The following is a 13549-nucleotide window of genomic DNA, read 5'->3' as shown; positions in this document are numbered from 1 at the left end:
GTCAAGATCCACGGGGGGTTGTCGTGCCCAAGAACACCTACGTCCTCGCCGCCGTCTGCGCGGCGGCCGCGCTGGGAGCCACGATCCCGGCCGCCGCCGCTGCCGGCGCCGCCCCGCACGCAGCCGCCGCGGCGACCGCGACCGCGGCCCAGCCGAAGAAGCCCACCGCCGACTTCAACGGCGACGGGTACGGGGACGTGGCCGTCGCCGCCCCCGACCTGCCGGGCCCGCGCCGCACGGGCGGCACCGAGCCCTACTGGACGCCGGACGCCGGCGGCATCGCCGTGGTCTACGGCTCCGCCGCGGGCCTGCGCAAGGACAACGCCGTCTTCCTCGACCAGGCCACCCCCGGCATCCCCGGCGACAGGAAGACGGGCGCCCACTGGGGCGACCTCGCCGGCACCGGCAGGCTCGACGCCGACGCGTACACCGACCTGGTCGTCCGCACGCCCGAGGGCTATCTGGTCCTGTGGGGCTCCGCCGACGGCCTCACCGGCACCTCCACCCCGGTCGCCGCGCCCACCACCCTGCCCACCATGGGCAACCCCAGCACCGGCGTCGACGTCGCCGACGTCACCGGCGACGGGACCGCCGACATCGTCGCCACCGGCTCCACCACCAAGAACGGCGTCCGCACCTACGGCGTCCGCCTGCTGGCCGGCCCGGTCGACCGCGCCACCGGCAAGCCCGCCGCGTCCTCGTTCACCGGCACGGGCACCCTGCACCCCACCGTCGTCCACGCCGGCGACCTGACCGGCGACGGGACCGCCGAGGTCGTCGCCACCACCAAGGACCCGGCCGCGCCGGCCGGCCTCGTGCTCCGCCACACCGCGTCCGGCCTGTTCCCGGTCGGTACCGCCTTCGCGGGCCCGGGCGGCGCCTTCGGCGACCTCAACAAGGACGGCTACCCCGACTTCGTCGGCGGCGACGGCGGCATGCTCAGCGGCAGCGCCCCGCGCTCCGGCGGCCGGATCTTCGTCACGTACGGCGGCCCGCAGGGCGTCAGCACCACCCTCAAGGCGGCCGAGTACACCCAGGCCGGCCCCGGCGTCCCGGGCACGGACGCCCCGTACGACCGGTTCGGCCAGTCCCTCGCGGTGACCGACACCGACCGGGACGGCTACGCGGACATCGTCGTCGGCGCCCCCGGCGAGCGGGTACCGGGCACGAGCACGGGCTCCGCCGGCGCGGTCACCGTCCTGCGCGGCGGCCCCGAGGGCGTCACCACCACCGGCGCCCGCACCCTCAGCCAGAACACCGCCGGCGTGCCCAGCGCCTCCGAGCAGGACGACCAGTTCGGCGGCGCCGTGCTGGCGGCCGACACCGACGGCGACGGCACCGCCGAGATCCTGGTCGGCGGCCGCGGCGAGGACACCTGGTCCGGCCGCGTCTGGGTGCTGCGCTCCGGCGCCGGCGGCCTGACCGGCACCGGCTCGACCAGCCTGTGGGCCGGCGCCCTCGGCGGCCCGACCGCCCACATCCACTTCGGCCACCAGCTGGCCGGCTGACCCTCCGGCACCCCGGACCAGGAGACCACCCACTCATGCGCACGCACGCCCTGCTCGCGACCGCCACCGTCGCGGCCACCGTCCTCGGCACCGCCGCCCTCGCACCGGCCGCCACCGCCGTACCGGTGGCCGCCCCCGCCGTAGCCGCGGCCGCACCGGCCGCCGCACCCGCCCCGGCCGCCGACGCCACGGCCGACTTCAACGGCGACGGCTACCCCGACCTGGCCGTCGGCGCCCCCACCGCGACCGTGGGTGGGCTGAAGAAGGCCGGCGCGATCTCCGTGCTCTACGGCTCGCCCACCGGCTTCCAGTACTCCAAGGCCTCGTTCATCAGCCAGGCCACCCCGGGCGTGCCCGGCACCCCCGTCGCGAACGGACGGTGGCAGCGCATCAAGGGCTTCGGCGACTTCGACGGCGACGGCTACGACGACCTGATCGTGGCGTGGCCCGGGGGCACCGGAGGAACGATCCTGCTCCTCTGGGGCAGCCCCAAGGGCCTCACCGGGGCATCGGCGACGGTCCCGGACGGGAACGGCGTCGGGGGGCGGTACATCGGCGCCATGGGCGTCGGCGACGTGAACGGCGACGGCCACCCGGACGTCCTCTCCACGGCCTCGTCGGGCATCCGGATCGACCTCGGCCCGTTCGCCCGTACCGGCGAGCCGGCCAAGGCCACCCAGTCGACCGGCCTGCTGGACTACTGGATCATGGGCTTCCGGGTGGGCGACATGACCGGCGACGGCATCGCCGACGTCATCGCCACCAGCAACACCCAGGCCGGGCTCTACAAGACGGTGGTCCTGCGGGGCACGCCCGACGGCCTGGTCAAGGGCGGCTCCACCACCGGCCTCGTCAACGAACGGGATTACGGGAACGACAACTTCGGCGACGTCAACAAGGACGGCTACCCCGACTTCGTCAGCCTCGGCGCCGTGACCGACGGCGGGAAGAGCTTCTCCCTCGAGCGGTTCACCGTCACGTTCGGCGGCCCCGACGGCGTCAGCACCACCCTCTCCCCGCAGACGTACACCCAGGACAGCCCCGGCGTGCCGGGCGTCAGCGAGGCCTACGACTACTTCGGCGAGTCCCTCGCCGTCGCCGACGTCGACCAGGACGGGTACGCCGACGTCGTCGTCGGCGCCCCCGGCGAGAGCGGCACGGACGCCGTGGCCACCCGGGCCTCCGGCGCGGTCACGGTGCTCCGCGGCAGCGCGACCGGCCTCACCACCACCGGCGCGAAGGTGTTCACCCAGAACTCCGCCGGCATCCCCAGCACCTCCGAGGTCACGGACCACTTCGGCCGCAGCCTGCGCGTCCTGGACACGGACGGGAACGGCGCACCCGAGCTGTACGTCGGCGGCGAGGGCGAGGACGGCTTCACGGGTCGCGTCTGGAAGCTCGCCACCGCACCCGGCACCGGCGTCACCGGCACCGGTGCCACCGGCTTCAACCTGGCCGCCCTCGGCGGGCCGACGGGCGGCGCCTCCTTCGGCGCCCACTTCTCCGGCTGATCCCCGCACCCACGCCACCCGCGAAGGAGCGCCCCATGCACCAGCGCCCCCTGCACCAGCGCACCCTGCTCGCGGCCGCCGCCTGCGCGGCCACCGCCCTCGCCGTCACCGGCGCCGCCACGGCCACCGCCGGAGCCGCTCCGGCCCAGGTCACCGCTCACGCCGCCACCGCCCCGGTCGCGGCCACGCCCCGTACCGCCGACTACAACGGCGACGGCTACCCCGACCTCGCCGTCAGCGCCCACACCGCCACCGTCGGCGGGATCAAGCGCGCCGGCGCCATCGCCGTCGCGTACGGCTCCCCGAAGGGCCTGCGGTACGACACCGCGACCGTCGTCAGCGAGGCCTCCGAGGGCGTCCCCGGCGACCCCGTCGAGAACGGCCGGTGGCGCGAGAACACCGCCTTCGGCGACCTCGACGGCGACGGCTACGACGACCTGGTGCTGCACTGGAACTACAAGGACTTCACCGAGGTCGTCTGGGGCGGCCCGAAGGGTCTGGTCGGCCCGGGCACCCTCATCACGGGCTCCGGAACCCCCGCCGACCCCTCCGTCCAGGGCGGCTGGAACGCCGGGGTCGGGGACGTCGACGGCGACGGGACCGACGACCTGGTCACGGTCGGCCGGGACGGCGGCCCCGCCGGCGACGGCATCAGCGTCCGGCTCGGCCCGCTCGACCGCACCACGGGCAAGGCCACCCGGGTCTGGCACCGCAAGACCGACACGCTCGACGGCGTCGACCCAGGCGCGGTGTTCGTCGGCGACACCACCGGCGACGGCCGCGCCGACATCTCGATGAACGGCTGGGGCGGCCACCTCGTCCTCAAGGGCTCCGCCAAGGGCCTCGTCCGCGGCGCGAAGATCCAGACCGACCACCACGGCGCCAGCAGCTTCGCCTTCGGCGACCTCGACAAGGACGGCTACCAGGACCTGGTCCTCAGCTGGGACCAGCTGTGGTTCTACCCCGGCGGACCGGACGGCCTGAGCACCACCAAGAAGCCCCGCGTCCTTCCGCAGGTGACCTCCGGGAGCCGCTGGAACGAGGAGCACTACGGCGACGCCCTCGCCATCGGGGACACCGACCGTGACGGCTACCCCGACCTCGTCGTCGGAGCCCCCTATCTCGGCGGTGCCCACGGCACCCCCACCTGGCGCGCGGGCGGCGTCGCGGTACTGCGCGGCAGCGCGTCCGGCCCCACCGCCACCAGGGCGAAGATCTTCACCCAGAACTCCGCGGGCATCCCCGGCAGTTCCGAGGTGGACGACCACTTCGGCTCCGCGCTCGCCCTCATCGACAGCGACCGCAACGGCAGCCCGGAGCTGTACGTCGGCGGCAACGGCGAGGACCGCTACCGCGGCCGCGTCTGGCGCCTGCCCGCCACCCGCACCGGCCTGACCGGCACCGGCGCCACCAGCTTCACCCTCACCGACCTCGGCGGCCCCGCCGGCCCGGCCAACTTCGGCTACCGCTTCAGCGGCTGACGCCCGCACACCCACCAGCATCCGGAGACCCCACCCATGCGCCAGCGCACCCTGCTCGCGGCCGCCGCCTGCGCGGCCACCGCCCTCGCCGTCACCGGCGCCGCCACGACCACCGCCGGAGCGGCCCCCGTCCCCGCGAAGCCGCGTACCGCCGACTTCAACGGCGACGGCTACCCCGACCTCGCCATCGGCGCCCACACCGCCACCGTGAACGGCCTCAAGCGCGCCGGCGCCGTCACCCTCGCGTACGGCTCCCCGAAGGGCCTGCGGTACGAGGTCGTCGACCAGGCCACCGAGGGCGTCCCCGGCGACCCGGCCACCGACGGCAAGTGGCGCGAGGTCAGCGCCACCGGCGACTTCGACGGCGACGGCTACGACGACCTCCTCCTGAACTGGATGGAGCAGAACACGATCCTCTGGGGCAGCGCCAAGGGCATCACCGGCACCGCCACCACCCTGCCCAAGGGCACGTACACGAACGGCGACCCCAAGCTGCTCGGCGGCGCCGTCGGAGCCGGCGACCTCAACGGCGACCACCGGACGGACCTCGCCTTCCGGGCGACCGGCGGCACGGGCGGCTACGGCTTCACCGTGCTGTACGGGCCGATCAGCCGGAGCACCGGCAAGGCCGCGGACAACGACTTCCGCAACATCGAGAAGCTCGACAGGATCGCGGGTCCGACGGGCCTCTTCGTCGGGGACGTCACGGGCGACGGCCTGGCCGACGTGACCGTCAACGGCTACTGGGTGAACCACGAGCCCAAGAGCGCCGTCCTCAAGGGGAGCAGGACCGGTCTGGTCAAGGCCGCGGGCGCCATCAAGCAGGTCGCGGCCTGGGGGAACGTCGGCACCTCCGCGTTCGGCGACGTCAACGGCGACGGCTACCAGGACCTCGTCGTCACCCTCTTCGTCGGGGCCAAGCCGTCCCTGAGCGTGAACTACGGCGGCCCGACCGGCCTGAACGCCACCCGCCCCGCGCGCCTCATCGCACTCGACGGCGCGACCGGCGGCCTCCAGGTCCCCCAGGCCGGATTCTCGGGCGGCGCCCTGGCCGTCGCCGACACCGACGGCGACGGCTTCGCCGAGATCGTCGTCGGCGCCCCGTACAAGGACTCCGGCAGCGGTGCCACCGCCATCGCGCAGGCGGGCGCGGTGCACGTCTTCCGCGGCAGCGCGACCGGCGTGACCACCCTCGGCCGCAGGTCCCTCACCCAGGGCACGGCCGGCGTGCCGAGCACCTCGGAGAAGGAGGACCACTTCGGCTCCGCCATACGGGTCCTGGACACCGACAAGAACGGCACGCCCGAGCTGTACGTCGGCGGCAACGGCGAGGACGCGCACACCGGCCGCGTCTGGAAGCTCGCCACCGCGCCCGGCACCGGCATCACCGGCGCCGGCGCGACCAGCTTCTCCCTCACCGCGCTCGGCAGCCCGGCCGGCCCGGCCAACTTCGGCTACCGCTTCGCCGGCTGACGCCCGCACCCCCGTCCCGTACCCGGAGAACCCAGCCCATGCGCCAGCGCACCCTGCTCGCGGCCGCCGCCTGCGCGGCCACCGCCCTCGCCGTCACCGGCGCCGTCCCGGCCACCGCCGGCACGACCGCGGCCCACCCGGTTGCCACCACCACCGCCGCCACGGCCCGCCCCTCCGCGGACTTCAACGGCGACGGCTACGCCGACCTGGCCATCAGCGCCCACGGCACCACCGTGGCGGGCTTCGCCGGCGCCGGCGTGCTCGTCGTCCGGTACGGCTCGCCCACCGGCCTCGGCAAGGCCGCCCTGATCACCCGCGACACCCCCGGGATCCCCGGCATACCGGCCGCCTCCGACGGGTTCGGCAAGATCATCGGCCCCGGCGACGTGGACGGCGACGGCTACGACGACCTCCTGGTCCGCAGCGCACCCACGATCAACAACGGCATGACCCAGAACCACGAGGGCACGCTGGTGCTGCGCGGCAGCAAGGACGGCCTCACCGGCCGCTACACCAGCCTCGTCTCCAACCTTTCGCTCTCGACCCAGAACCCGTACTTCTTCCGTCCCGAGGCGATCGCCGACATGACCGGCGACGGCATCGCCGACGTCCTCTCCCGCGGCACCAAGGACGGCCACGCCGGCATCGTGGTCTTCGAAGGGCCCCTCAGCGCGGCCACGAACGAGCCGGCGGCGGTGCGGTTCCTGCGGGTCGACGCCATGAACGAGCACGGCAACATCCTTTACACCGCCGACATGACCGGGGACGGCATCACCGACGTCGTCTCCGACATCCGGGACGGCAACGCCTACGAGGGCGCCCTGTTCAAGGGCACCCCGAACGGGCTGGTCCGGGCCGGCAAGGTCAAGTACGGCTACGGCGACGCCGCCACCGCCTTCGGCGACCTCAACAAGGACGGGTACCTGGACTTCGTCAGCGGTGACAGCGGCGGGTCCGACTCCGCCGAGGGCGGCCGGGTCCACGTCACGTTCGGCGGCCCGGACGGCGTCAGCACCAAGCTGCCCGCCCTCGTCCTGACCCAGAACAGCCCGGGCGTCCCCGACACCGCGGAGACGGGCGACCGCTTCGGCACCTCCGTGGCCGTCGGCGACACCGACGGCGACGGGTACGACGACATCGTCGTCGGCTCCCCCTTCGAGAGCGGCTCGGACGCCGCGCGGCCCAACGCCGGTGCGGTCACCGTCCTGCGCGGCGGCCCGAGCGGCGTCGCGACCACCGGTGCCCGGCTCCTCACCCAGGACTCCCCGGGCGTCCCCAGCACCTCCGAGCGCAAGGACTACTTCGGCTGGGCGGTCCGCCTCGTCGACACCGACAAGGACGGCAAGCCGGAGCTCTACGTCGCCGGGTACGGCGAGGACGGCCTGCGCGGCCGGGTCTGGAAGCTGAAGACCGGCGCCTCCGGCGTCACCGGCACCGGCGCCACCAGCTTCAACCTCGCCGAGCTGGGCGGCCCGACGGGCAAGGCGTACTTCGGCCATCACCTGGCGGGCTGACCCGCCCCCACCCCGCGGCCGGCCCACCAGGTCACCTGACGGACCGGCCGCCCCCGCCTCGCTGGCCGGCCGCCACCCCGGACCGAGGCACCCCCCGACCAAGAGGAGCCCCATGCGCAAGCACTCCCTGCTCGCGGCCGCCGCCTGCGCGGCCACCGCCCTCGCCGTCACCGGCGCCGCCACGGCCACCGCCGCGGCGGCCCCCGCCCCCGCGAAGCCGCGTACCGCCGACTTCAACGGCGACGGCTACCCCGACCTCGCCATCGGCGCCCACACCGCCACCGTGAACGGCCTCGCCCGCGCCGGCGCCCTCACCGTCGCGTACGGCTCCCCGAAGGGCCTGCGCTACGGGTCCGTCATCACCCAGGCCACCGCGGGCGTCCCCGGCGACCCGGTCGCCGAGGGCAAGTGGCGCGAGGTCAGCGCCACCGGCGACTTCGACGGCGACGGCTACGACGACCTGCTCGTCAATTGGGTCGAGAAGAACACGATCCTGTGGGGCAGCGCCGAGGGCATCACCGGCACCGGCACCACCCTGCCCAAGGGCACCTACACGGAAGCCGACCCCAAGCTGCTCGGCGGCGCGGGCGGCTACGGCTTCACCGTGCTCTACGGGCCGATCAACCGGAGCACCGGCAAGGCCGCCGTCAACGACTTCCGGAACATCGAGGAGCTCGACAAGATCGCGGGGCCGACGGGCCTCTTCCTCGGGGACGTCACGGGCGACGGCCTGGCCGACGTGACCGTCAACGGCTACTGGGCCCACGAGCCCAAGAGCGCCGTCCTCAAGGGGACCAAGACCGGCCTGGTCAAGGCCGCCGGCACCCTCAAGCAGGTCGGAGGCTGGGTCGGCACCTCCGCGTTCGGCGACGTCAACGGCGACGGCTACCAGGACCTCGCCGTCACCCTCTTCACCGCGGGCGCGCCGTCCCTGAGCGTCAACTACGGCGGCCCGACCGGCCTGAACGCCACCCGCCCCGCCCGCCTCATCACGCTCGACGGCGCGACCGGCGGCCTCCAGGCGCCCCGGTCCGGTCTCTCGGGCGGCGCCCTGGCCATCGCCGACACCAACGGCGACGGCTACGCGGAGATCGTTGTCGGCGCCCCGTACAAGGACTCCGGCAGCGACACGACTGCGGTCGCCAAGGCCGGCGCGGTGCACGTCTTCCGCGGCACCGCGACCGGCGTGACCACCCTCGGCCGCAAGTCCTTCACCCAGAACACCTCGGGCGTCCCGAGCGCGTCGGAGAAGGACGACCACTTCGGCTCCGCCGTGCGGATCCTCGACACCGACAGGAACGGCACGCCCGAGCTCTACGTCGGCGGCAACGGCGAGGACGGCTACGCCGGCCGTGCCTGGAAGCTGAACACCGGCCCCACCGGCATCACCGGCACCGGCGCCACCAGCTTCTCCCTCACGGCCTTCGGCGGCCCGTCCGGCCCGTCGAACTTCGGCTACCGCTTCGCCGGCTGACCCGGGAACCCGTACGCACGACGCCGCCCCCGCCGGATCAGGTCCGGCGGGGGCGGCGTCGTACGGAGCGGGGGGCGGCGCGGCTCACACGAAGGCGAGGTCCACCAGCCAGTAGCACAGCGCGGCGACCAGGGCCGCGGCCGGCATGGTGATGAACCAGCCCAGGATGATGTTCTTGGCCACGCCCCAGCGGACGGCGTTCACGCGCTTGGTCGCGCCCACGCCCATGATCGCGGAGGTGATCACGTGGGTCGTGGAGATCGGCGCCTTGAAGACGAAGGCGGTGGTGAACATGATCGAGGCACCCGTGGTCTCGGCCGCGAAGCCCTGCGGCGGGTCCAGCTCGATGATCTTGCGGCCCAGGGTGCGCATGATGCGCCAGCCGCCCGCGTACGTACCGAGCGAGAGCATCACGGCACAGACGATCTTGACCCAGACCGGGATCGGGTCGCCGGCGCTCTGCACGTCGGCGATGACCAGGGCCATCACGACGACGCCCATCGTCTTCTGGGCGTCCTGGAGGCCGTGGCCGAGGGCCATGGCGGCCGCCGAGACCGTCTGCGCGATGCGGAAGCCGCGCTTGGCCTTGTGCGGGTTGGTCCGGCGGAACATCCACATGATCGCGACCATCACCAGGTAGCCGGCCAGCAGGCCGACGACCGGCGACAGGAACATCGGGATGACGACCTTGTCCAGGACGCCGTCCCAGATGACGCCGATGCCGCCGGCGAGCGCCGCTCCGACCATGCCGCCGAAGAGGGCGTGGGAGGAGGACGAGGGGAGGCCGAAGTACCAGGTGATCAGGTTCCAGACGATCGCGCCGACGAGCGCGGCGAACAGGACCCACATACCCTGGCTGCCGGTGGGGGTCTCGATGAGCCCCTCACTGACGGTCTTGGCGACGCCGCTGCCGAGGAAGGCGCCCGCCAGGTTCATGACCGCCGCCATGGCGAGGGCCGCGCGCGGGGTCAGCGCCCGCGTCGAGACGGAGGTCGCGATGGCGTTGGCGGAGTCGTGGAAGCCGTTGGTGTAGGTGAATCCGAGCGCCACACCGATGGTCACGACCAGCGCGAAGGTGTCCACTAGGTTCAGGACTCCTTGACGGCGATGGTCTCCACCGTGTTCGCGACGTGCTCGAACGCGTCGGCGGCCTCTTCGAGGACGTCGACGATCTGCTTGAGCTTCAGCACCTCGATGGCGTCGTACTTGCCGTTGAAGAGGTGGGCGAGCAGCTTGCGGTGGATCTGGTCGGCCTGGTTCTCGAGGCGGTTGACCTCGATCCAGTACTCGGTCAGGTTGTCCATCGTGCGCAGGTGGGGCATGGCCTCGGCGGTCAGCTCGGCCGCCCGCGCCAGGACCTCGATCTGCTGCTCGACGCCCTTGGGGAGCTCCTCGACGTTGTAGAGGACGACCAGGTCGACGGCCTCCTCCATGAAGTCCATGATGTCGTCGAGGGACGAGGCCAGGGAGTAGATGTCCTCACGGTCGAACGGCGTGATGAAGGAGGAGTTCAGCTGGTGGAAGATCGCGTGCGTCGCGTCGTCGCCCGCGTGCTCCGCCGCCCGCATCCGTTCCGCGATCTCGGCCCGTGCGGACGCGTCCGCCCCGAGCAGTTCCATCAGGAGCTTCGAGCCCGTGACGATGTTGTCCGCGGATGCGGCGAACATGTCGTAGAAGCTCGTCTCCCTGGGGGTCAGACGAAATCGCACGTGAGGTCCTCGGGGTATCGGATTCGGTCAGGCTGATGCTAGGCGCATCCTCCAGCCACGGCTAACCGGCAGTTCCCCAGTGTCCTCCATCAGGCAGAGTGGGGAGCATGGCCCCCTGCCCCTTGGGACAGGCGCGTACCCTATACCCACGAGGGGTATCCACTCGGGCATCCCCTCCACCCGACCACGGGAGACACGATGACGACCACCGAGGCGGCCGGCACCACCGAGGCGGCCGATCACGCGCACGGTGTGCACGGCTACCACCACCAGAAGGCCGAGCACCTCAAGCGGCTGCGCCGCATCGAGGGCCAGATCAGGGGCCTCCAGCGGCTCGTCGACGAGGACGTGTACTGCATCGACATACTCACGCAGGTCTCGGCCAGCACGAAGGCGCTGCAGTCCTTCGCGCTCCAGCTCCTGGAGGAGCACCTCCGCCACTGCGTCGCCGACGCGGCCGTGAAGGGCGGCACCGAGATCGACGCCAAGGTCGAAGAAGCCACCAAGGCCATCGCCCGCCTCCTCCGCACCTGACCCGCCCACCCCGGACCCCACCCCCACACCCCCAGGGACGATTTCCAGCCGCCCCACCCCCGCCGGCGCCTGAGGCGGGGGGTCCGCAGCGGGGCGCCACGCCCCAGCCCGCGCGGCGTTCGAACGCAAAGGGGCCAGGGCAGCACCGCGAGGAGCGAAGCGCACCCCCGCGGCGAGGCCACGACCGACCGACCTCAGGCCCCCCGGACCAGAAGCACCTCGTCGATCCGGTCCAGACTCAACCGCTCCTCCTCGACCGCGGAGGCAGCGATGATCAACTCCCCGCACAGCTCGATCTCGGCGAGGGCCACGTGGTCCTGGACAGTCGCACCGGCCGCCGGTGTCACACGCATCACCCTCTCCTCGCCGTCCGCCGCCCAGGGGCGCCCCTGACGTCCTACGTCCTACGTCCCACGTCCCCGCACCACCCCGACACCCGGGCGGTTCCCGAAGAACCCCCGACGCACCCGGCCCGGCCAGGGACCACCGCGCCCGCCCCGGGGACGGGCCCGTACGCACTTCTCGGACTCCCAGCGTAGGGACGCGGGCACACCCCGCGCATGACACGGATGGACCATTTCCGGATACCCCGGGACGGCCACTCCGCGCGCCCCTCTCCGCTATTCGGCGATCTTCCCCGCAAAAATGTCCCGGCTCGCCGGCAATTGCACCGTGACCGGCGTTCCGAAGCCGTAGAGCAACGTGGTCGACGAGACATCGATCACGCCATTGTTCTCGTAGCTGAAGCGGTGCCGGACCTTCCGGAGCCGCCCCGCCTCGTCGAGGTAGGCGTCGAACGGCACCAGGTCCTTGCTGAACCCTTTCGCCGCAGCCTCCAGCGCTCCCCGCGCATGCGGCGAGGCCGCTCGCGCGGCCCGCGCGATGTCGGTCGTACCGCGGTAGTGCCGGACCTTCGTACCCGCGAGCTCGGTCTCCCCGACGTACGACACGTCCCGCGCCCCGCGCAGCAACTCGGCGGCCGCGACCGGGTCCGTGGCGCCGCCGGTGACGAGGTTGCCGTCGGAGAGCGAGGTGGTGTCGACGCGCACCCACTTGTCCTCGGGCACGCCCGCACCCCGGTTCTTCATGTACAACGCCCCGGGGGTCAGCAACTCCGTGATCGGCCGGTGCTCGGCCTTGCCCGCCGCGTCGTCCGGCAGCATCACCACCAGCTGGCCCATGCGGTTCCGGAAGTCGACCCCGCCCTCGCCGCGGATGGTCACCCTGGTGCCGCCGGTGGCCATCTCCATCGCCGTACGCGCCCGAGCGCTCCCGCTGCGGGCGAGCACGTCGGCCGCCGCCCGCACCGCCGCGCTGCCGTCGGGGGCCCGGTCCTGCGCGGCACCGCCACACCCGGACGCCGCGCCGAGCACCACCGCGGCGGCGACCAACGCCCCACCCGTGCGCCTGTGCTGATGCACCACCATCGCCTGCCAACCCCCAACGCCTTACCGCTGCTTGCCCGAGGCCCCCACCCGCTCCGGATAACGACGCCCCGGGGTCGCCCGTCACGGCGTCCCGACCGAAAACCAGCCCCACCCGGCGGACCCGCCCGCGCCCCCGCCGAGGACCCCGTGGCCGACCCGGCCGGATCCCGGTCCCGGCCCCCACGCCACCACCCCGGTCCGGGTACCGTGAAGGCGTGGACCCGCACACCACCCCGCGCCAACCGCACCCGCCCGTCACCGCCGTTCCGCGTCCCGCCACCCCCGAGTCGGACCGGCCCGACGAACCCACCGAACCGGTTGAAGTCCCGCAGCAGCGCCGAAACGACGGCGCGTCCGATCAGGCACACGCCACGGAAACCAGCGAGCGCGGCGCGTTCTGCACCGCCCGGTGCACCTGCGGCTGGCGCGGCCCGGCCCGCCGCTCCCGCGACCTCGCCCGCAAGGACGCCGCCGCCCACGAGACCCACCCGAACTGACCCACCGCCCGCACCCACCACCGGAACCGGCCGGAGCGCAGCGACCGTGGGCCCCCGATGCCCAGCCCCCACCCACCCGCACCCGCCACCCGAACCGGAGGGGCGCAGCGACCGTGGGCGGCCTATGTCCGAGCCCCACCCACCCGCACCCGCCACCGCACCGGAGGGGCGCAGCGATCGTGCGCGGCATATGCCCAGCCCCCACCCACCCGCACCCGCCACCCGAACCGGAGGGGCGTAGCGATCCGAGGCGCTGACCCGGGTCGAGGGACTCAGCAGACCGAAGTCTTCACACCCGCCCCGGGCGTCTTTCCGGGGCCTGTCCGCCGAGGTCTTGCCCTTCCGGGCCGGGTCGGGGCGTCAAGGGTGAAGCGCAGCGCAATCGCCGCAGGCGACGCCCGAAGGGCGCCCTTGACGCCCC

Annotated in this window: 12 protein-coding genes; 8 read left to right on the top strand and 4 right to left on the bottom strand. The window is 73.5% G+C overall.

Annotated elements, in window-relative coordinates:
• The first annotated feature begins 23 nt into the window (after positions 1–23).
• The 6 genes from ACIQCH_RS19590 (at position 24) to ACIQCH_RS19565 (ending at position 8961) form a co-directional block, all read left to right on the top strand.
• Positions 24–1508: an FG-GAP and VCBS repeat-containing protein gene (locus tag ACIQCH_RS19590; protein WP_402582421.1), complete on the top strand. Its 1485-nt coding sequence runs from the start codon at positions 24–26 to the stop codon at positions 1506–1508.
• A gap of 35 nt (positions 1509–1543) precedes the next feature.
• Positions 1544–3019, top strand: a complete 1476-nt coding sequence (locus tag ACIQCH_RS19585; protein ID WP_402582420.1) for an FG-GAP-like repeat-containing protein — start codon at positions 1544–1546, stop codon at positions 3017–3019.
• A gap of 35 nt (positions 3020–3054) precedes the next feature.
• A complete protein-coding gene (locus ACIQCH_RS19580) occupies positions 3055–4500 on the top strand; it encodes an FG-GAP and VCBS repeat-containing protein (RefSeq protein WP_402582418.1) in 1446 nt (481 codons plus the stop codon).
• Positions 4501–4536: 36 nt separating this feature from the next.
• Entirely contained in the window at positions 4537–5973 is a 1437-nt protein-coding gene (locus ACIQCH_RS19575) for an integrin alpha pat-2 (protein WP_402582416.1), read from the top strand.
• Between the two features lie 38 nt (positions 5974–6011).
• Complete coding sequence (locus tag ACIQCH_RS19570) at positions 6012–7487, top strand: FG-GAP repeat domain-containing protein (RefSeq protein WP_402582415.1); 1476 nt, start codon at positions 6012–6014, stop codon at positions 7485–7487.
• 112 nt (positions 7488–7599) lie between these two features.
• Positions 7600–8961 (top strand): FG-GAP-like repeat-containing protein, encoded by a 1362-nt coding sequence (locus tag ACIQCH_RS19565; protein ID WP_402582413.1) that lies wholly within the window; start codon positions 7600–7602, stop codon positions 8959–8961.
• 84 nt (positions 8962–9045) lie between these two features.
• Here the strand turns inward: ACIQCH_RS19565 and ACIQCH_RS19560 are convergent, their stop codons facing one another.
• Together ACIQCH_RS19560 and ACIQCH_RS19555 are read right to left on the bottom strand one after the other, a co-directional pair.
• Positions 9046–10044: an anion permease gene (locus ACIQCH_RS19560; RefSeq protein ID WP_402582411.1), complete on the bottom strand. Its 999-nt coding sequence runs from the start codon at positions 10042–10044 to the stop codon at positions 9046–9048.
• A 5-nt stretch (positions 10045–10049) separates the two neighbouring features.
• Positions 10050–10670 carry a DUF47 domain-containing protein gene (locus ACIQCH_RS19555; protein WP_026252685.1) on the bottom strand — a complete coding sequence of 207 codons (621 nt, stop codon included), beginning with the start codon at positions 10668–10670 and terminating at the stop codon, positions 10050–10052.
• 198 nt (positions 10671–10868) lie between these two features.
• Between ACIQCH_RS19555 and ACIQCH_RS19550 the strand changes: the two genes are divergently transcribed.
• Positions 10869–11204, top strand: coding sequence for a metal-sensitive transcriptional regulator (locus tag ACIQCH_RS19550; protein WP_030204254.1), 336 nt, complete (start codon positions 10869–10871; stop codon positions 11202–11204).
• A gap of 194 nt (positions 11205–11398) precedes the next feature.
• Here the strand turns inward: ACIQCH_RS19550 and ACIQCH_RS19545 are convergent, their stop codons facing one another.
• Together ACIQCH_RS19545 and ACIQCH_RS19540 are read right to left on the bottom strand one after the other, a co-directional pair.
• A complete protein-coding gene (locus ACIQCH_RS19545; RefSeq protein ID WP_402582409.1) occupies positions 11399–11557 on the bottom strand; it encodes a hypothetical protein in 159 nt (52 codons plus the stop codon).
• Positions 11558–11824: 267 nt separating this feature from the next.
• Positions 11825–12631, bottom strand: a complete 807-nt coding sequence (locus tag ACIQCH_RS19540) for a hypothetical protein (RefSeq protein WP_402582408.1) — start codon at positions 12629–12631, stop codon at positions 11825–11827.
• 215 nt (positions 12632–12846) lie between these two features.
• On the opposite strand from ACIQCH_RS19540, the gene ACIQCH_RS19535 reads away from it, so the two are divergent.
• Positions 12847–13128 carry a hypothetical protein gene (locus tag ACIQCH_RS19535; protein WP_402582407.1) on the top strand — a complete coding sequence of 94 codons (282 nt, stop codon included), beginning with the start codon at positions 12847–12849 and terminating at the stop codon, positions 13126–13128.
• Positions 13129–13549: the final 421 nt, after the last annotated feature.

This window comes from Streptomyces sp. NPDC093225 (assembly GCF_044753805.1).
Classification (GTDB): Bacteria; Actinomycetota; Actinomycetes; order Streptomycetales; family Streptomycetaceae; genus Streptomyces.
Note: the sequence above shows the minus strand (reverse complement) of the source record. Positions and strands in the feature narration are given on the sequence as shown.

Excerpts from the sequence above, each read along its gene's own strand:
- ACIQCH_RS19565 (WP_402582413.1), top strand. The coding sequence starts at position 7,600 with ATGCGCAAGCACTCCCTGCTCGCGGCCGCCGCCTGCGCGGCCACCGCC.
- ACIQCH_RS19585 (WP_402582420.1), top strand. The coding sequence starts at position 1,544 with ATGCGCACGCACGCCCTGCTCGCGACCGCCACCGTCGCGGCCACCGTC.
- ACIQCH_RS19540 (WP_402582408.1), bottom strand. The coding sequence starts at position 12,631 with ATGGTGGTGCATCAGCACAGGCGCACGGGTGGGGCGTTGGTCGCCGCC.
- ACIQCH_RS19550 (WP_030204254.1), top strand. The coding sequence starts at position 10,869 with ATGACGACCACCGAGGCGGCCGGCACCACCGAGGCGGCCGATCACGCG.
- ACIQCH_RS19545 (WP_402582409.1), bottom strand. The coding sequence starts at position 11,557 with ATGCGTGTGACACCGGCGGCCGGTGCGACTGTCCAGGACCACGTGGCC.
- ACIQCH_RS19580 (WP_402582418.1), top strand. The coding sequence starts at position 3,055 with ATGCACCAGCGCCCCCTGCACCAGCGCACCCTGCTCGCGGCCGCCGCC.
- ACIQCH_RS19575 (WP_402582416.1), top strand. The coding sequence starts at position 4,537 with ATGCGCCAGCGCACCCTGCTCGCGGCCGCCGCCTGCGCGGCCACCGCC.
- ACIQCH_RS19570 (WP_402582415.1), top strand. The coding sequence starts at position 6,012 with ATGCGCCAGCGCACCCTGCTCGCGGCCGCCGCCTGCGCGGCCACCGCC.